Source organism: Ignavibacteriota bacterium (assembly GCA_016708125.1).
Lineage (GTDB): Bacteria > Bacteroidota > Ignavibacteria > Ignavibacteriales > Melioribacteraceae.
In genome coordinates, this window is the sequence record JADJGF010000001.1 from 3,297,508 (window position 1) to 3,317,386 (window position 19,879).

General features: G+C 29.0%; 17 protein-coding genes. All 17 read left to right on the plus strand.

Translation table 11 applies throughout. The annotated features are described in order from the left end of the window. The first annotated feature begins 3 nt into the window (after positions 1-3). The 17 genes from IPH62_14240 to IPH62_14320 all read left to right on the plus strand — a co-directional run bounded on the left by IPH62_14240 (position 4) and on the right by IPH62_14320 (position 19,878). The gene (locus IPH62_14240; GenBank protein ID MBK7106436.1) at positions 4-3,051 is read left to right on the plus strand and encodes a TAT-variant-translocated molybdopterin oxidoreductase; all 3,048 of its coding nucleotides are present in this window, start codon (positions 4-6) and stop codon (positions 3,049-3,051) included. Continuing rightward, complete coding sequence (gene nrfD, locus IPH62_14245) at positions 3,051-4,421, plus strand: polysulfide reductase NrfD (protein ID MBK7106437.1); 1,371 nt, start codon at positions 3,051-3,053, stop codon at positions 4,419-4,421. Before IPH62_14240 ends, nrfD begins: the two co-directional genes overlap by 1 nt. Positions 4,422-4,423: 2 nt before the next feature. Next, the gene (locus IPH62_14250; protein MBK7106438.1) at positions 4,424-5,557 is read left to right on the plus strand and encodes a DUF3341 domain-containing protein; all 1,134 of its coding nucleotides are present in this window, start codon (positions 4,424-4,426) and stop codon (positions 5,555-5,557) included. A gap of 161 nt (positions 5,558-5,718) precedes the next feature. Then, on the plus strand, positions 5,719-6,750 hold the full coding sequence (locus IPH62_14255) for a quinol:cytochrome C oxidoreductase (GenBank protein ID MBK7106439.1): 1,032 nt from the start codon (positions 5,719-5,721) through the stop codon (positions 6,748-6,750). A 14-nt stretch (positions 6,751-6,764) separates the two neighbouring features. Then, on the plus strand, positions 6,765-7,697 hold the full coding sequence (locus IPH62_14260) for a cytochrome c (GenBank protein ID MBK7106440.1): 933 nt from the start codon (positions 6,765-6,767) through the stop codon (positions 7,695-7,697). Between the two features lie 29 nt (positions 7,698-7,726). Beyond that, positions 7,727-8,731, plus strand: a complete 1,005-nt coding sequence (locus tag IPH62_14265) for a hypothetical protein (protein ID MBK7106441.1) — start codon at positions 7,727-7,729, stop codon at positions 8,729-8,731. Between the two features lie 130 nt (positions 8,732-8,861). Beyond that, positions 8,862-9,659 (plus strand): SCO family protein, encoded by a 798-nt coding sequence (locus tag IPH62_14270; protein MBK7106442.1) that lies wholly within the window; start codon positions 8,862-8,864, stop codon positions 9,657-9,659. A 17-nt stretch (positions 9,660-9,676) separates the two neighbouring features. After that, entirely contained in the window at positions 9,677-11,338 is a 1,662-nt protein-coding gene (gene ctaD / locus IPH62_14275; GenBank protein MBK7106443.1) for a cytochrome c oxidase subunit I, read from the plus strand. Continuing rightward, a complete protein-coding gene (locus IPH62_14280; protein MBK7106444.1) occupies positions 11,331-11,951 on the plus strand; it encodes a cytochrome c oxidase subunit 3 in 621 nt (206 codons plus the stop codon). The genes ctaD and IPH62_14280 overlap by 8 nt, the downstream gene beginning before the upstream one ends. A 9-nt stretch (positions 11,952-11,960) precedes the next feature. Beyond that, on the plus strand, positions 11,961-12,254 hold the full coding sequence (locus IPH62_14285) for a cytochrome C oxidase subunit IV family protein (GenBank protein MBK7106445.1): 294 nt from the start codon (positions 11,961-11,963) through the stop codon (positions 12,252-12,254). Positions 12,255-12,262: 8 nt separating this feature from the next. Next, the gene (gene coxB / locus IPH62_14290; protein MBK7106446.1) at positions 12,263-12,898 is read left to right on the plus strand and encodes a cytochrome c oxidase subunit II; all 636 of its coding nucleotides are present in this window, start codon (positions 12,263-12,265) and stop codon (positions 12,896-12,898) included. Next, complete coding sequence (locus IPH62_14295) at positions 12,899-13,825, plus strand: protoheme IX farnesyltransferase (protein ID MBK7106447.1); 927 nt, start codon at positions 12,899-12,901, stop codon at positions 13,823-13,825. It begins immediately after the preceding gene. An 18-nt stretch (positions 13,826-13,843) separates the two neighbouring features. Beyond that, positions 13,844-15,187 carry a cytochrome c gene (locus IPH62_14300; GenBank protein MBK7106448.1) on the plus strand — a complete coding sequence of 448 codons (1,344 nt, stop codon included), beginning with the start codon at positions 13,844-13,846 and terminating at the stop codon, positions 15,185-15,187. Between the two features lie 66 nt (positions 15,188-15,253). Continuing rightward, a complete protein-coding gene (prmC, locus tag IPH62_14305) occupies positions 15,254-16,105 on the plus strand; it encodes a peptide chain release factor N(5)-glutamine methyltransferase (GenBank protein MBK7106449.1) in 852 nt (283 codons plus the stop codon). Continuing rightward, positions 16,102-16,551: a D-tyrosyl-tRNA(Tyr) deacylase gene (locus tag IPH62_14310; protein MBK7106450.1), complete on the plus strand. Its 450-nt coding sequence runs from the start codon at positions 16,102-16,104 to the stop codon at positions 16,549-16,551. The genes prmC and IPH62_14310 overlap by 4 nt, the downstream gene beginning before the upstream one ends. A gap of 46 nt (positions 16,552-16,597) precedes the next feature. Further along, a complete protein-coding gene (locus IPH62_14315) occupies positions 16,598-17,497 on the plus strand; it encodes a metalloenzyme (protein ID MBK7106451.1) in 900 nt (299 codons plus the stop codon). Continuing rightward, entirely contained in the window at positions 17,497-19,878 is a 2,382-nt protein-coding gene (locus IPH62_14320) for a DNA internalization-related competence protein ComEC/Rec2 (protein MBK7106452.1), read from the plus strand. Before IPH62_14315 ends, IPH62_14320 begins: the two co-directional genes overlap by 1 nt. The last annotated feature ends 1 nt before the right edge of the window (position 19,879 follow it).

Genomic DNA, 19,879 nt, shown 5'->3' on the forward strand with positions numbered 1-19,879 from the left:
AAAATGTCGAATAAAATCGGAACGAATAATATCTGGAAAAGTATTAAAGAATTTGAAAACGATCCTAAAATTCTGGAAGATAAGTTGCATGAGTTCAAATCCGGAGTAACAGATGATTTTGATCCGGAAAATATGTCAACATTTTCACGAAGAAAATTTTTGGCTGTCCTAGCTGCTTCAACGGCTTATGTTACAACTGCTTGCACTAATTATAGAGATAAAGGTGAAATTGTTCCTTATGTAAAACGACCCGAAGAAATTTTGCCCGGTAAACCAACTTATTATGCTTCAACTTTTTCTGAGGATGGTTTGAGTTACGGAATTTTAGTAAAAACAAGAGAAGGCAGACCAATTAAAATTGAAGGAAATCCCGATGATCCAATAAACAAGGGAAAAATTCCATCAAAAGTTCATGCAAGTATTTTAAATCTTTATGATCCGGATAGATTACAATTTCCTACAAAAGCAAAAGTTAAAACTACATGGAAAAATATTAGTGAAGATTTGATCAAAATTTTAAATGATACAAATTCCGCAAATAAGGAAATTGCAATTTTCGCAAATCCGATTACGTCACCAACAACACAAAAAGTTTTAAATGATTTTAAAATAAAATTTCCAACTACAAAAATTTATACAACTCAACTTGCAAATAATAATAACAAAATTTCTGCATGGAAAAAAAGTTATGGACAAAATATTATTCCATCAATAAAATGGGATAAAGCAAAAATAATTGTTGCTCTCGAATCTGACTTTTTAGGCAAAGAAGGAAATACTGTTGAAAATAGAATTAAATATTCCGATGCAAGAGATATTGTTAAAACAAAAGAATTGAATAAACTTTATTCGGTTGAAGGTGCAATGTCTTTAACCGGAATGAATGCCGATGTAAGATTTAGATTAAACCCAATAATGCAATTTGATTTTTTACTCAGTTTGATTAATGAATTGATAAAAGTTGGCGCAGTTAATTCTGATGAAATTTCGAGCAGCATTTTATCATCAGTAAATAATTTCTCACTTCAAAAGTTTGCTGAGAAAAGCGGATTAAGTTTACAAAAATTAAAATTACTTGTAAGCGATTTAAAAGAAAATAAATCCAATTCAATTTTGTTTGCCGGAGATGTATTAAATTCTGAAGTTCATTTTTTAGTTAATTTAATAAATGAGCTTTTAGGAAATCAAAATTTATATGATTTTGAAAACGGATTTCTTGTAGATTCTGAATTAACAACTTCAGCAGAATTAAAGAATTTTATTGATAATGGTAAGAAAGGAAATATTGGAGCAATAATTTCGTTTGATGCAAATCCAATTTATGAATTACCAAAATCTTTTGGAGTTCAAGAAATTTTTAATAATTCGAAAACAACAATTTGCATTTCAGAAGTTCCAAATGAAACTTCAGAAATTTCCAAATATGTTCTTCCCATAAATAATTATTTAGAATCTTGGGGCGATCATAAAACAAGAAACGGACATTTAACTTTTCAGCAGCCGGTGATTTCTCCACTATTTGATACAAAACAAAAAGAAGAAATTTTACTTACTTTACTTGGAAATGAAAATCCAAATTATCATCAATATTTGATGAATGAAATTAACACAAATGTTTATGCAGTTAGTAATTCTGCCGCTGATTTTAATACTTATTGGCTTACTGCTTTGCATGATGGAATTTTGAAAGTCTCAAATATTTCTGAATCGTATAAAAAAATTGATCAAAGTTTTTATAAAGAATCAAATATTAAAACTGATCAAATTACAATTTTACTTCAGAATAATTATAGCATTGGAACCGGAAAATATTCAAATAATGGCTGGCTTCAAGAACTTCCTCATCCCGTTACAAAAGTTACTTGGGATAATTTTGCGGCAATTTCTCCGGCAACTGCAGAAAAATTAAATGTAACTTATGATGATGTAATAGAAATAAATTTAAATAGTAAAAAAATAAATTTACCGGCTTTTATTCAGCCCGGAATGGCTGACGATATTGCCGTTATTGAGCTTGGTTACGGGCGCAAATTCAGTGGTGAAGTTGCAAATGAAGTTGGCGTAAATGTGTATGAATTTTTATCAGTAGAAAATCTTTCAAATTATATTTTTAGCGGTGCGCAAATTTCTAAAACCGGAGAAACGTATAAACTTGCATCTACTCAAGAACATCATTCGTTAAATGATGAATCTGTAAAAGATTTTCATAAAATTAGAAATATAATTCAAGAAGGAACTTTAGAAGAATATAAAAAGAATCCTAATTTTCTTAAAGAACACAAACATGAAATTTTCAGTATTACAAAATCTCATGAATATAAAAATGAAAAATGGGCTATGAGCATTGACCTAAACAAATGTTTGGGATGTTCAGAATGTGTTAGCTCTTGTAATGTTGAAAACAATGTTCCGGTTGTTGGAAAAGATCAAGTTTCGCGCGGAAGAGAAATGCATTGGATTAGAATTGATCGATATTACAGCGGAACTCCGGAAGAACCAATTGTAAGTAATCAGCCAATGCTTTGCCAGCATTGCGATAATGCGCCATGCGAAAATGTTTGTCCGGTAAATGCAACAAATCATAGCCCGGATGGATTAAATCAAATGGCATATAATAGATGTGTTGGAACAAGATATTGCGCAAATAACTGTCCGTATAAAGTAAGAAGATTTAATTTCTATAATTTTAGAGATAATTTTGCAGACGCTCATTATGATAACGAACTTACTTATTTGGTTAATAATCCGGAAGTTACGGTAAGATCACGCGGCGTAATTGAGAAATGTTCATTCTGCGTTCAAAATATTATGCTTGTTCGAGAAAATGCAATTAGAGAAAATAGAGCAATTAATCCAAATGAAGTTAAAACAGCTTGCCAAACTGCATGTCCGGCAAATGCAATTGAATTTGGCGATACAAATAATAAAGAATCGTTTGTTAATAAATTTAGAGAACATGAATTAAGTTATCATGTTTTGGAAGAATTAAATATAGTTCCAAATGTAACTTACATTGCAAAAATTAGAAATACTCATTCGGAGGATGTTTAGTGAGTAGTATTGATTATACAAAAGAATTTTCTGTGGTAGAAGGCAGACCGCCTTTAAGATCACTAGATGAAATTATTTCTAAACCACTAGATTCCAAACCGGATATAAAATTTTATTTAGCACTATCTGTTACTTTAACAATGTTAACAATTGGAGCTATTGGAGTTTTATTGTCTTTGTATTATGGAACCGGCTTGTGGGGAAATAATAACCCAGTTGGCTGGGGATTTCCAATTGTAAATTTTGTGTTTTGGATCGGTATTGGTCATGCCGGAACTTTGATTTCAGCTATCTTATTTTTATTTAGACAAAAATGGAGAACCGGAATTGCAAGATTTGCGGAAGGAATGACAATTTTTGCAGTTACAACAGCCATGATATTTCCAATTTTGCATACCGGTAGACCTTGGATTGCCGCAGTATATTTATTGCCATATCCAAACCAGCATTCATTGTGGGTTAATTTTACTTCGCCTTTACTTTGGGATGTTTTTGCCGTTTCGACTTATTTTACAGTTTCGTTTGTATTTTGGTACATTGGATTAATTCCGGATTTTGCAACTTTAAGAGATCGTACTTCAAATAAAATTAAGAAAATTATTTATTCAATCACAAGTCTGGGATGGAGACATTCAAATCGTCATTGGCAAAATTATGAATTAACTTATTTAATTCTTGCCGGTTTTGCAACTCCGCTTGTATTATCTGTGCATACAATTGTAAGTTTTGACTTTGCCGTTTCTGTTTTACCCGGATGGCACACAACAATTTTCCCTCCTTACTTTGTTGCTGGTGCAGTATTTTCTGGATTTGCAATGGTTCAAAATGTGCTGATTTTTATTCGTAAAATTTTTAATTACGAACATATTATTACTCTTGACACTTTAGAAAAAATGAATAAAATTATGCTTCTTACCGGAATGTTAGTTGGTTACGCATATTCAATGGAATTTTTTATTGCATGGTATGGAGGAGTTCAAGCAGAATATTTTACTTTTGTAAACAGAGCTTTTGGTGATTACTCTTGGGCATATTGGATAATGTTTACTTGTAATGTTTTTATTCCACAATTATTTTGGTTTAAGAAAATTAGAAGATCAATCCCGGTTATGTTTGTAATTGCAGTTTTTGTAAATGTTGGAATGTGGTTTGAAAGATTTGTAATAACTGTTACTTCTTTATCAAGAGATTATTTACCGTCAAGCTGGGGATATTTCAAACCAACACTTACCGATGCTTCGTTATTGATTGGAAGCTTTGGCTTATTCTTTACATTAGTTTTATTATTTACAAAATCATTACCGGTTGTTTCAATTTCGGAAGTTAAAGCTGTAGTTGATGGATCACAACCATCGCACGGAGATCATTAAAAATGAGTGAAAAATTATATTCGTACACTGCATTATTTAATACGCCAGATGAAATTATTCATGCAGCAAAAGTTGTTGTTGAAAAAGGTTATACTAAATTTGATGTAAATACTCCATATCCCGTGCATGGAATGGATGATGCAATGAAATTGCCGCCATCAAAACTTGGATTTGTAACTCTCTTTGCCGGATTAGGCGGAATTGTTTTAGCTTTGTTAATGATGGGTTGGATGATGGGAATTGATTATCCAATTGTTATTGGCGGAAAACCATTTTTCCCTTTACCGGCTTTTATTCCAATTACATTTGAAATAACTGTATTACTTGCAACTTTAACAACTGTTGCAGCATTATTATTTTTCTTTTTCAAATTGCCGAATAATAGACATCCTTTGCACGATACAAATTATATGAAAAATGTATCATCAGATAAATATGGAATTTGTGTTGAAGCTGTTGATCCAATTTTTAATGAAAGTGAAGTTAAGGAATTGTTTAAAAATCTTCATGCATTTGTAATTGAACCAATTTATTTTGAAAAAGAAGAAGTCAAATTTAAACCGGTAATTGCAGAACCAAAGTTTGTTGCATTTCTAGTTGGAGTAGCAATTTTTGTTTCTGTGTCTGCATATCTTCATTTGAATAAATTGTTGTACATCGTTCCTTTTTCTTGGATGGATAAACAAGAAAAAGTTATCGCACAATCAACTTCGGAATTAAATGAAAATGGTTCCGGAATGTTAAAACCGGTTGAGGGTTCTGTTGCAAGAGGATTTATTCCTTATGCTTTCAAAGATAAACCGGATGAAGCCGGCAGACTTTTAGTAAACCCAATAATTCCAAATAAAGAAAACTTAGCGATTGGTAAAAATAAATTTAATATATATTGCAGTCCATGTCACGGATATTTAGCCGAAGGTGATAGCAGATTAAGAGGACAGTTTCCAAATCCTCCAAGTCTACACTCGGAAAAAGTAAGAAATTGGTCTGATGGTAGAATTTATCATGTATTAGTTGAAGGACAAAATGTAATGCCTTCTTATACATCACAGCTTTCAAGAGAAGAAAGATGGGCTGTTATAAATTATATTCGTGTTCTCCAAAGATCATTAAATGCTAAGGAGTCTGACTTATAATGAGTTCTGTACCACACAATGAAATTGAATATACAAAAAAAGCTTTGCCTCCTTTTTTTAATAATTTGGCAATTGGGCTAACTGCTGTTGGACTTATTCTTGTAATTTTTTCTTATTTAACCGATCCAACACGAAGTGCGTTCAACAATATTATTTTATTAATGTTTGTTACAAGTATTGGATTAGGCTCACTTTTTTTAGTTGCAATTGAATATATCAGCGGTGCAGTTTGGAGCACACCTTTTAGAAGAATTGCAGAAATTCTTTCTTCATTATTATTGGTAGTTCCAATTTTAGCAATTCCAATTTATTTTAATTTGCATGATGTTTACCATTGGACACATTTAGATGTTGTTGCAAATGATAAAATATTATCACAAAAAAGTCCGTATTTGAATGAAGCATTTTTCACAATTAGAATTGTAGGATATTTTGTTATTTGGATATTATTTTATTTTCTGATTTCCAGAAATTCAAAAAAACAAGATGTAAGTAAAGATCAAACTTTAACTAAAAAGAATGTAAAATTATCAGCAATTTTTATCCCGTTTTTTGCAATTACAATTACGTTTTCGGCTATTGATTGGATGATGAGCTTAGAACCGCATTGGTTTTCTACAATTTATGGAGTTTATTATTTTGCCGGAACTTTTCTTTCATCATTATCTTTAATTACTTTTTTAGTTGTTTACTTGCATGAAAAAGGAATGTTTGTAAATGGAATTGTTACAGATCATTATTATAGTTTCGGTGCGCTAATTTATGGATTTGTAAATTTTTGGGCTTATATTGCATTCAGTCAATTTATGTTAATTTGGTATGCAAATCTTCCCGAAGAAACTATTTGGTTTATCAATAGATGGGAAGGCAGTTGGCTGACTTTTACAGTTGTTTTTATTTTTATTCATTTTGTTATTCCGTTTTTCGCACTTGTTTCACAACCGGCAAAGACAAATGGAAAGCGATTGAAATTTATGACAATTTGGCTTTTAGTTGCTCATTTTATGGATTTGTATTTTTTAGTAATTCCAACTTTTAGTCCAAACGGAGTTTCTTTAGGATGGATTGAATTAGGATTTTTCTTACTTGCATTCGGAATTGTATTTTTAGTTTTTTCAATAAAATCAAAAAGTGTAAACTTAATCCCAATTGGTGATCCAAAATTAAAAAGAGGAATTGATTTTAGACTTTAATCAAGAGCTGAATTATGGATGAAAAAAATAGTTTTGAACCAGAAATAAACTTTAAAGATTTGCCAAAATCTCCTTCAAGATTATTTGGATGGATATTCCCATATTATGCGATTTTATTTTTAATCGTTGGAATTTATTTTGTTAAAAATATGGATACAACTTCGTTTAATAATGTTCCGGCAATTTATACGGATTCTTTAGAAATAAATGTTGATGTTGCAGTAAAAAAAGGGGGAATTCTTCCGGCAGTTGATTTGGGTTTAATTTCAAATCCTACAAATGAAATGATTGAAAAGGGGAACACTTTATATCAGACAAATTGCGCATCTTGTCACGGAGCAGAAGGTAACGGAGATGGCATTGCTGCGGCTGCGTTAAATCCAAAACCTAGAAATTTTCATCAAAAAGATGGTTGGACAAACGGAAGAAATTTTTCTAACATTTTTAATACGCTTCAAAAAGGCGTTCCAAATACCGGAATGATTGCTTACGAATTTATTCCAGTTGCAGATCGAATTGCAATTATTCAATTTATTAGAAAAATGACGGATTTCCCAGAAGTTGCAAATACTGAGATTGCGGAATTGGATCAAACATATTCTCTATCAAAGGGAGTTATTTCACCAAATAATGTTAGTCTTGAAACTGCTACAAAAAAAATCGCCGAAGAATCACATTTAGTTGAATCAAATTTGAATTCAATAATTGAAAAAGTTAATTCGAATTCTGATCAGCAAATTGCAAATATTTTTAATAATTATGTGTTGGATAAACAAAAAGTAATTTCAATTTTTAATAGAGATTTTGCACAAAACAAAGATGTAGATTTATTCATCAACAAATTGATAACATCCCCAACGGCAAACGGTTTTAAGCCAAGTATTATTGATTTGCCGAAAGACGAATTAGTAAAATTATTTAATGTACTTGCAAATGCAATTAGTTAAAATTTTAATAAATTTTTAGGAAAATTAAATTGAACCTTTTTAGCAATTTGTTAACTGTTGAAAATCTTACGGATTTATTTATTCTAAAATATGGACTTTTTGTTTCATTACTTTTTTACATTCCTTTTGTAAGTATTTTGCTGGGTTCATTACTGTTTTCTTTAATTAATTTTAGAAAAGGGAAATTGTTAAAATCTGATTCTCATCTTTCATTTGCAAAATTTATAATTGAAATTATTTTAGCAAAAATTTGGATTGTTTTTTTAATTGGAATTATTCCGGTTTTAGGCGTAGCATTTACGTTTAGTCAAATTTATAAAAATGTAAATACGGAAGATTTATCTTTTGCTTTGTTAATTCATATTGCCGGAATTATTCTTGCACTAACTTATAAAGGAAGTTTTTCAATTTTCAAATCTGAAAACAATGAAATAACAAATGGAAATATTTCTGCAAAAAAGAAAAATATTTCATGGTTAAATTTAGGCGGCTGGCTGGGATTTTTATTATTGCTTAAATCATCCTATATAATTTTTAGTTACATAAATTTTGCAATTAGTAAAACTTCTGCTGTGGATTCTTTTTCAATTTTGCTTAACAATTTTAGCATAATTAATTATTTTCTTTTTCTTTCAATTTCGTTTGCAATAACTGCCGCAATAATTGTTGTAAAATTAAATCATCAAAAAGTAAAAATGAGTTTTTCTGAATATGGAAAAGATTTTTCAGTTAAATCGGGAATTTTATTTTCAATCATTCAACCTCTACTTTTTGTTTTAATAATCTTCTCAATTTCAGTTCAGGCATTTTCGTTTTCATATTTTATTTCAACAATTCTTGTAATGAGTTTAATGCTTATTTCTAGCGTTCAATTTTATTTGTGGTACAGAGGCAATAATATCAAAAGTAATAAAATTGTTTTAACAATTTTGTTTTTGCTTGTAATGTTAATTTATCATGGTCAATTAAACAGCGAAAAACTAAATCAGAAAAATGATATAAAATCTGGAATGCTGATTAATTTATTTTCCTAATTTAGATTAACAACTTCACTATAACTGTTCGCAGTACAAATTTAAATTTTCTTTTTATTGCAAAATTTGAAAAAATTAAATAATTTCTGATTCATTTAAATTATACTTTATATCCAATTTTGAGAAAATTTTGACAAATAAAATAGGACAAATACTCTACATTATTATTTTGAATGTGATTTTTTCCTTCCAAATTTTTGCTGAAGAAAATCATGTTGAAATTGGAATTGATGAAAAATTAGGAAATGTTTTTGATGGAAATTTTGTATTTACAAATTCTGATGGAAAGAAAGTAAAATTATCTGAAGTAATAACCAAACCAACCTTGCTGGCTTTTGTTTATTATGAATGTCCCGGAATTTGCAACAGCACTTTAACGGAATTAGCTTGGGTTATTGATAGAGTAGATTTAGAGCCGGAAAATGAATTTCAAGTTGTAACAATTAGTATTGATCATACAGAAACTTCTGAAGTTTCCGCGCAATCAAAATCAGATTTTATTTCAACTTTGGAAAGAAAATTTCCTAAATCTGCATGGACATTTTTATCCTCGGATTCTATTACAATTTCGAAAATTACGTCTCAAGCCGGATTTTATTTTCAAAAAGTCGGCGATGAATATAGACATCCCGGCGGATTAATTGCAGTTTCTCCGGAAAGAAAAATTTCAAGATATATTTTTGGTTCACAGTTTAATCAGTTTGATGTAAAAATGGCTTTGCTTGATGCAAAAGCCGGAAAGACAAATCCAACTGTCGCAAAACTTTTACAGTTTTGTTTTAGCTATAATCCCGATGGAAGAAATTATACTTTAAATATTACAAGAATTATTGGAACGTTAATGTTATTGGGTGTTGGAATTTTCTTTTTGTATTTAACAATTTTAAAAAAGAAAAACGTTAATAAAAAATCACAAATAAGTGTTTGAATTTTATAGGAGATTTGATGGCAAACGGAACAATTGCTATTTCTGAAAAATCATTTTTTGAAGAAGGGACAACAAAACAAGCGAGTGGAATTTTATCGTGGTTGTTAAGTACAGATCACAAACGAATTGGAATAATGTACTTATTTGCAATTGCAATTTTCTTTTTCACCGGAGCAATTCTTGGCGTTTTAATGCGGCTTGAATTAATTGCTCCCGGAAGAACTATTATGGATGCGCAAACTTACAATACAATTTTTACACTTCACGGTGTAATTATGATTTTCCTATTTATTGTTCCGGGCATTCCGGCAGTTTTTGGAAACTTTTTTTTACCGCTTCAACTTGGTGCAAAGGATGTTGCATTCCCAAGATTAAATTTATTATCATTTTGGATTTATTTAGTTGGGGCAATTTTGGTTTTAATTTCGCTTTTTGTAAAAGGCGGACCGATTGATACGGGCTGGACTTTCTATATGCCATATAGTGTTAGAACAACAACAAATGTTTCACTTGCAATTTTTGCCGCATTTGTTTTAGGATTTTCTTCAATTTTAACCGGATTAAATTTTGTTACAACTGTGCACAGATTACGCGCTCCGGGAATGACATTTTTTAAAATGCCGCTTTTTGTTTGGTCAACTTATGCAACTGCATGGATTCAAATTATTGCTACTCCGGTTATAGGAATTACAATTTTGTTAGTAATGTTAGAAAGATATTTTGGAGTTGGAATATTTGATCCGGCTTTAGGCGGAGATCCAATTTTATTTCAGCACATGTTTTGGATTTATTCACATCCGGCAGTTTACATTATGATTTTGCCCGCAATGGGAGTTGTTTCGGAAATAATTCCAACTTTTGCAAGACGTACAATTTTTGGTTACAGAGCAATTGCAATGTCGAGTTTGGCAATCGCATTTATTGGATATTTAGTTTGGGCACATCACATGTTTACAAGCGGAATGAGTGATACCGCTGCTATTATATTTTCATTTTTAACATTTCTCGTTGCATTGCCAAGCGCAATAAAAGTTTTTAATTGGGTTGCAACTCTTTACAAAGGATCAATTGATCCGCAGCCTCCGTTTTTATGGGTAATGAATTTTATATTTCTTTTTACAATTGGCGGATTAACCGGATTGGTTCTTGGAACTCTTGTAACAAATATCCATGTTCACGATACATATTTTGTTGTTGCACATTTTCATTATGTAATGTTTGGCGGAACCGGAACAATATTTTTTGCGGCACTTTATTATTGGTTTCCTAAAATGTCCGGGAAAATGTATAACTTAAAACTCGCTAAAATTAATGCTGCATTATTTTTTATTGCATTCAACACTTTGTATTTTCCAAAGTTTATTTTAGGTTATATGGGAATGCCAAGAAGATATTATGATTATCTTCCGGAATTTGCTGACTTACAATTAATTTCTACAATTGGTTCTTGGATAATGTTATTAACAATAATTTTAATTTTTTACAATTTTGTTTCAGCAATGATTAATGGAAAAAAAGCTGAAGCAAATCCTTGGGGAGGAGTTACATTAGAATGGCATATTCCTTCTCCGCCGCCTTTAGAAAATTTCGATGAAATTCCAACAGTTACTCACGAACCTTATGATTTTAGTCAATTAAAAACTATGAAATATATTCCCAAGGGAGAATCTTATGAGTAATCATGCTGTAAATATTGCACATAAACATAGAGATGATATTGGTGCAAGAATGGGAATGTGGTTATTTCTGTTTACAGAGCTTTTGTTATTCGGAGGTTTGTTTTTAATCTATGCGGTTTATCGCCATGAATACATTGCTCAATTCAGAGTTGCCGCAATGGAATTGAATACAACAATCGGCGCACTTAATACAATAATTTTATTGACAAGCAGTTTAACTGTAGCATTATCAATTGCAGCTTTGCAAAAAGGCAATAGAATGCTTTCAATATTATTACTGATTATGACAAATATTTTAGCTTTTGCTTTTATGATAAATAAATATTTCGAGTGGTCATCAAAAATTCATCATGGAATTTATCCCGGAAGTGAACATTTATTAAATCTTCCAAATGGACAGATTTTATTTTACGGTTTATATTATATAATGACCGGACTTCATGGTTTGCATGTTATTATTGGTTTGGTTTTTCTTACTACAGTTTTAGCATTTATTATTACCGGATCAGTAAATAAAGATAATTATGTAAAACTTGAAAACGCCGGACTGTATTGGCATTTAGTAGATTTAATTTGGATTTTCCTTTTCCCACTATTTTATTTAATTCAGTAGGAGATAATTGTGCAAGAAAAACATTCGCATGAAAATCATAATATCAGTTACAGTAAATATTTACTTGTTTGGGTAAGTTTAATTGCGTTTACGTCAATAACTGTTACAATTGCCGGAATTGATTTAGGCGATTACACATTGGCAATTGCTCTAACAATTGCTGCAATAAAATCTGCATTGGTAATAAATATTTTTATGCACATAAAATTTGAAGATCCGATTTTCAAAGTTTTCTTATCAATTAGCGGCTTCACATTAATTGTAATATTTACTTTAACATTTTTTGATTATTTCTATAGGTAAGAGATTTTATGAATTCGAACCCAACTTCATATGCTAATTATGTTGATTCAACAATGATATTTGTTGTAGCAGTTTGTCTGATATTTCTAATTGGTATAACAATTACGATGATTTATTTTGTATTTAAATACAATAGAAAAAAAGGACACAAACCGGTTGATATTCACGGAAGTATTTTGCTTGAAACGGTTTGGTTTGTTGTTCCAACAATTTTAGTTATGGCAATGTTTTATTACGGTTTTATAGGATTTAAAAAATTTAAAGAAATTCCCAAAAATGCTTTAGAAATAAATGTTACTGCAAGAATGTGGAATTGGGATTTTATTTATGAGAACGGATTAAATTTAGATACGTTATACGTTCCGCAAAATAAAACCGTAAAATTAAATTTGATTTCAAACGATGTAAATCATTCATTTTATATTCCGGCGTTTAGAATTAAGCAAGATGTTATTGGCGGAAAACAACATTACATTGTTTTCAATTCTGAAAAAGTTGGAAGCTATAATATTGCATGCGCAGAATATTGCGGAGTTGACCATTCTGCAATGTACACAAAATTGGTTGTGCTTGAAGAAAGTAAATACAATAAATGGTATGAAGCAAATAATCCAAAATTAGCAACTAATGAAAAAGTAAATTAAATGTCAGTTAATGTAACAACAAATCAAATTGAAAACGGAAATATTGAAACTGTAAAAAGTTTTTTTCAAACATTTGTAAAACATAAAAATATTTTAATGGAGTTAACCAAATTTAAAATTACATTTTTTGTTTCGGTTACAACTACAGTTGGATTTATTCTTTTTGATGGAAAAATTAATTTTGAATTACTGATCGTTACAGTCGGAGTTTTATTTTTAGCTTCTGGTGCTTCGGCTTTTAATGAATATCAAGAAAGAAATATTGATGGAAAGATGGAACGAACAAATTCCCGTCCAATACCATCCGGAAGAATTAGTTCAAATTATGCAATTATTTCATCAATAATTTTAATTCTATTTGGAACAGTAGTTTTATTTTTCAGTGGAATGAATAGTTTACTTTTGGGAATTTTTACTTTGTTATGGTACAATGCAGTTTATACTCCACTTAAGTTAATTTCACCATTTGCAATTATTCCGGGATCTTTAGTTGGTGCACTTCCGCCAATGATTGGCTGGGCTGCAGCCGGTGGAGAAATATTTGATATAAAAATTTTATCATTAGCCGGATTTTTGTTTATTTGGCAAATTCCGCATTTTTGGCTGCTTATCCTTATGTACGATGATCAATATAAAAAAGCCGGAATTCCAACTCTTTCTAATATTTTCACATTTTTACAAATTAAAAACATAACATATTTTTGGATTGTAATTTTAGTTTTGGCAAGTTTCACATTTCCAATCGCAAATTTATCATTAAGTATTTTATCAAATATTTTATTTATTGTTTTTGGAATCTTAACTTTTTTTGCAACAGTGATGAGTAAACAAAATCACACAAAAGAAAATTTCAGAAACAAGTTTATGATAATTAATCTTTATGTTTTAAGTATTCTTTTACTAATCACAACTGAAAGTTTATTTTAAAATTTAGGAAAATTTTTAATGGATATACTTCAAGATATAGTTTTTCCACAATCACCGACGCATATTTTATTATTAAAATATTTATTCTTTTTAACATTGCTTTTACTTCTTCCGTATTTAAGTGTGTTGATTGGAACAACTTTATTTTCGGTAATGCATTTTCATCAAGGCAAAAAATTTGAAAATCGTAATTCATTAATTTTTGCAAAAGAATTGATTGACCTTTTTACTGTTAATAAATCAATGGCAATTGCATTGGGAATAGTTCCGTTTTTGAGTTTAATATTTATTTTAGCACAGCTTCTTTACGGAACAAAAACAAACTTTACGCCGGATTTAATTTTTGCACTTTTACTTCTAGTGAGTTCACTTTTCTACATATATATTTATAAATATAGTTTCAGTTTGAAAAATGCTTTCAATCTTGTGAATGTTAAAGATATTTCAAATCAAAATTCTGCTGAAGAATTTAAAGCGCTTAGAAAAAGTAATTCCAAGCTGCTTTCTAAATCCGGAATAATTGGATTAATTTTATTATTGATTTCGGTTTACATTTTAATCGGAGTTATAAAAATTGTAAGCTTGCAAATTTCTGAAATTGATTTCTTAACAATTCTCATTTCAACGGATACAATTTTATATTTTCTATTTTATTTAGCATTTTCGATTTCAATAACTTGCGCTGCTATTATTTTTAAGTATTTCAAAAGTGATGCAAAAAAATATAAAAGTGATTATCTGAATTTCATTAAAATATTCACTTTAAAAACCGGACTTATTTTCACGTTCATTCAGCCATTTTTATTTGTAATATCTTTTATTACTTCACCGGAAAATTCTTTATCATTTTCAATCTTTATTACCGGAACGTTGACTTTATTGCTTATGCTGGTTATAAGTATTTTGTTTTATTTAATGCATAAAGATTCCAAAACTCATTTGGGAGGTTCTGCAGTTTTAGTATTTTTAATTCTTACAGCAACTTTGATTTACAAAGATCATTTAGCTTTCGAAACAAAAAATGTCAAAAATTTATTTGAGCAAGAAAAAGCATACAAAATATTCTCCGTAAAAGTTAAAGAAGAAGCCGGAATTACAGAAATTGTTGAAATAAAAGGTGAAGATATTTATAATGCAAAATGTATTGCGTGCCATCGTTTTGATACGAAATTAGTTGGACCGGCTTATAATGATGTACTTCCAAAGTATGATGGAAAAAGAGTAGAGTTGATTGATTTTATTTTAAATCCGAGAAAAGTTAATCCGGAATTTACTGCAATGCCAAATCAAGGATTAAAACCAAAAGAAGCTGAAGCCATTGCGGATTATATTGTAAAGATGTATAAAGAAAATAAAAAATAGTGGTATTTAATTTCTTTTTTTGGAAAAAATTTTACAGTTTAAAATAACACTATTATAAAATTATTCATGTATTCTATTCTTCAACTAATTGAACGTTCTGCAGATTACTTAAATTCAAAAGGTGTTGAATCGCCAAGATTAAATGCCGAATTATTGCTTGCTAATATTTTAGATTGTAATAGAATGCAATTATATCTTAAATATGATCAGCCGCTAAAAGATTTGGAAATTTCAAAATACCGAGAATATATTTCCAGAAGAGGAAAACGCGAACCACTTCAATATATAATTGGTAAAGTTGAATTTTACGGATTGAATTTTATTGTAAATAAAAATGTGTTAATTCCACGACAAGAAACAGAAATTTTAATAGATACAATTCTTGAATATGTTAAATCGCAAAGTGAAATTAAAATTCTTGATATTGGAACTGGAAGTGGAAATATTGCAATTGCACTAGCAAAAAATTTAAGTGATGCTGAAATTGATTCAATCGATATAAGTAAAGAGGCAATTGAGATTGCAAAACAAAATGCAAAAATAAATTCGGTTGATGATAAAATTAATTTTATTGTAAATGATTTTAAGAATTTTAATAATATTGAAAATCAGTATGATATTATTGTTTCAAATCCACCTTATATAAATTTGAAAGAATACAATTTACTTGAAAAAGAATTACTAGAATTTGAACCTAAAATTTCATTGACTGATTTTAACGATGGATTAAGTTTTTATAACTTAATTTCGCAAAAAGCAAATTTATTATTGAAGAAAAACGGAATAGTATTTTATGAAGTTGGAATTTACCAATCTGAGCAAGTAAAAAAAATATTTGAACAAAATAATTTTGGTAAAATTAATATCAGAAAAGATTATTTAGGAATTGATAGAGTTGTATTTGGAGAATTAAATTGAGAGCTTTAGTTCAAAGGGTTTCCGAAGGACATGTTTATGTTAAAGAAAATCCTTATTTAGAAAAAATTAATAAAGGAATGGTAATTTTATTAGGAATAAGCGAAGACGATTCCGAAAGTGAAGTTTTATTTGTTTCTGAAAAATGTGCAAATCTTAGAATTTTTGAAGACGAAAATCAAAAAATGAATTTATCAATTAAAGATATTGATGGAGAAGTTTTGATAATTTCTCAGTTTACATTATACGGCGATACTAGAAAAGGAAACAGGCCAAGTTTTAACAAAGCTGCAAAACCGGAATTGGCAGAAAATCTTTATAATAAATTTGTTGCAGAAATGAAAAAACATCTGAGTAGTTCAAAAATAAAAGAAGGAATTTTTGGTGCAATGATGGAAGTAAAAATAATTAATGATGGTCCGGTAACAGTACTTGTTGAATCTAAGTAACTATATTTGTAATTTAAACTATTAAATTTATATAGAAGATTAAAATTTGCATTCAACAATTTTAATATTTCTTGATGGAGTTGGAATTGGAAAATCCGATCCGTCAATCAATCCTTTTTTCAAATATCCTTTCAAAACATTTACAGAACTTTTCGGCGAAACTCCATCTTTAGAAAAACAAAAAATTTCAAAAGACGGCAGATTTATTTTCCCAACAGATGCAGTAATGGAAATACCGGATTTACCACAAAGCGGTACCGGCCAAACATCAATCTTCTGTGGTGTTAATGCTGCAAGAATTGTCGGGCATCATTTTGGACCTTTTCCACATTCAAGTTTAGTTCCAATAATTAAAATTCAAAATATATTTCAAAAATTTAAAAAGATAAAAAAGAAAGTAACTTTTGTAAATGCATATCCAAAAGTATTTTTTGAATATATAGAATCCGGTAAAAAAAGATTAAGTGTAACAAGTCTTAGTTGTATGTTAAGTAACGTTCCATTAAATGGCGTAACGGAATTAAGAAAAGGTGAAGCTTTAAGTGCGGAAATTGATAACGACGGCTGGGTTAACAAGCTTGGATATTCTCTGCCGATAATTAAACCAGAAACTGCCGCAAAAAGATTATTCAAAATTGCTGCGGAAAATCATTTTACATTATTTGAACATTTTCTCACTGATCATCTTGGTCATGGCAGAAATATTGAAACCCTTGAAGAAAGATTAAATGTTTTAGATCAATTTTTGTATTGTGTAATTAAAAATGTTCCGGAGAATTTTACAATTCTTATTTGTTCCGATCACGGAAATTTGGAAGACATCTCAATAAAATCGCATACTACCAATCCGGCACTAACAATTTCAGTGGGAAAATATGCTGAAAGATTATCAAACAGAATTACAAATTTATCGCATATAAGGGATGCAATTCTGGAGCTTTATTAGTGGAAAAATTTCCTATAATAAAAATCGTAATTGCTTTTTGTTTAGGAATCACACTTCAAGAAATTTTTAATTTTAATTTTATTGTAATCCTCTCAACAATTATTTTCATCTCAATTTTACATATTACTTTTATAATATTTTCTAATAATAAAAATCAAACTTGGAATGTTTTTATAATTTTATTTCTTTCAATTTGTCTTGGAATATTTTCGCTTTATACTCAAAATTTAACAATTGCAACATATCCTTTCGAAACTCCTAAAATTACAAATGCAGAAATTGTTGGAGTAATTGATGACATTGAATTGATTAAAAAAAAGAAACTCACTTTTGAATTAAGTTTATCAGAAATAAATAACCAAAAAATATCCAATCAAATTTTCTTTTGTAATTTCTGGAAAGATACTTTAACAAATGTTGAAAAAATTTATAATAATATTAAAATTGGGAATAAAATAAAATTCATCGGTACAATTGTTCAAGCGAAAAATCAAAGAAATCCGGGTGAGTTTAATTATGAAGAATACTTAAATAATATTGGGATTTCCGGAGTAATTAGCTGTTACGAATATGATGATTTTAAAATTGTTGATGAAAGAAAATTCGTTTTAAATAATTTAATTTTTGAAGTAAGAAAATTAATCGATAATAGAATTAAAGAATTATATTCTGAAAAATATTCATATTTTCTCAAGGGAATTTTACTTGCCGATAGATCCGATATTGATACAGGAACTAAAACTGCATTTACAAATACCGGAGTAATTCACGTTCTTGCCGTTTCCGGGCTGCATGTTGGATTTATTGCAGTTATTATTTTTTTACTTTCCGGCAGAATTAATATTAAATACAAATATTACACATCAATTGTTGGAATAATTATATTCTTAATTCTAACTGGTAGTTTGCCATCTGTTTTTAGAGCTTCAATTATGGCTATTTTATTTTTCATTTCAAAATTATCCGGAAGAAGTACAAACGGATTTAATTCAATTGCTATTGCGGCATTTATAATTTTGGTTTTAAATCCAAGTGAACTTTTCAATCCGGGTTTTTTACTTTCGTTTTCTGCAGTTTTATCAATCCTAATTATTTTTCCAATTTTTTCAGAAAAATTAAAAACATTTAGTATAAATAAAATTGTAAAAAATATTTTATTGTTTTTTTCAGTTTCAATGGCAGCACAAATAGGAACTTTACCATTCACAATTTACTATTTTAATAAAATTTCAATTATATCATTATTTGCAAATATGATTGTCATTCCGATGATTGGAATTATTGTAGCTGTTGCCGTGCTTTCAATTTTGGTCAGTATAATTTCAATATCGTTTGCATCAATATTTGCTGTGGCGAATACATTTTTAATTTCCTTAATATTTTATTTTATAAAAGTACTTTCCAATTTAGATTTTTCATTTATCAATATTTTTAATTTCTCAATTTATGATGGAGCAGTTTTTTACATTTCATTAGTTCTAATAATTTATTCTACTAAAACTATTAACGGATTTAAACTAATTCTAACTTTAACTATTATAGTTTTTAGCACATTTTTACTTTTTAAAATTGATAACAAATCTTTATTGCCGGAAAATGAATTAACAATTTTTACAATTGATGTTGGGCAAGGCGATTCTTTTTTAGTTAAATTTCCTAATAATAAAATTGCATTAATTGATGCTGGAAATTCCACCGAATTTTTTGATTGTGGTGAATTTATAATTTATCCGTTGCTGCAAAGATTGGAAATTGAAAAAATTGATTACGCATTTATTTCACATTTGGATTCCGATCATTTTGGCGGAAGTATTTTTTTGATTCAAAATAATTTGATTGAAAATCTTTTTAAACCAAAAAAAGAAGAAAGTATTAAAGATAAAATTTTTGAGAAATTTTTAGATTCAAATAATGTGCAATACTTTTTTTATTCTGATACAACTTTTAAAATTGGCGAAACAAGTGTTACTTTTTTTAATGATACGACCAAATTAAATTCAATGAATTTTAGCAGCAATGATAATAGCGGAATTGTGAAAATTGATTATGGGAAAAATTCATTTTTGTTTGTCGGCGATGCAGAATTGGAAATGGAAAAATTTCTTGTTGAAAATTATTCTGATAAATTGAAATCGGACGTTTTAAAAATTGGACATCACGGAAGTAAACATTCTTCAAACGATGAATTTTTAGAAATTGTAAATCCTAAAATTGGAATTATAAGTGCCGGAATAATGAATAAATTTAAACATCCAACAAAAGAAGTTTTGAATAAATTAAGCGAAAGGAAAATTCAAATTTTAAGGACAGATAAAGTTGGGGCAATAATTTTATCATCAAACGGAAAAGAAATAAAAAATATTGATTGGAGAAATTTTTAAT

Coding starts and splice junctions, on each gene's coding strand:
- IPH62_14240 (MBK7106436.1), top strand. CDS start 4: ATGTCGAATAAAATCGGAACGAATAATATCTGGAAAAGTATTAAAGAA.
- IPH62_14250 (MBK7106438.1), top strand. CDS start 4,424: ATGAGTGAAAAATTATATTCGTACACTGCATTATTTAATACGCCAGAT.
- IPH62_14255 (MBK7106439.1), top strand. CDS start 5,719: ATGTTTGTTACAAGTATTGGATTAGGCTCACTTTTTTTAGTTGCAATT.
- IPH62_14260 (MBK7106440.1), top strand. CDS start 6,765: ATGGATGAAAAAAATAGTTTTGAACCAGAAATAAACTTTAAAGATTTG.
- ctaD (MBK7106443.1), top strand. CDS start 9,677: ATGGCAAACGGAACAATTGCTATTTCTGAAAAATCATTTTTTGAAGAA.
- IPH62_14280 (MBK7106444.1), top strand. CDS start 11,331: ATGAGTAATCATGCTGTAAATATTGCACATAAACATAGAGATGATATT.
- coxB (MBK7106446.1), top strand. CDS start 12,263: ATGAATTCGAACCCAACTTCATATGCTAATTATGTTGATTCAACAATG.
- IPH62_14295 (MBK7106447.1), top strand. CDS start 12,899: ATGTCAGTTAATGTAACAACAAATCAAATTGAAAACGGAAATATTGAA.
- IPH62_14300 (MBK7106448.1), top strand. CDS start 13,844: ATGGATATACTTCAAGATATAGTTTTTCCACAATCACCGACGCATATT.
- prmC (MBK7106449.1), top strand. CDS start 15,254: ATGTATTCTATTCTTCAACTAATTGAACGTTCTGCAGATTACTTAAAT.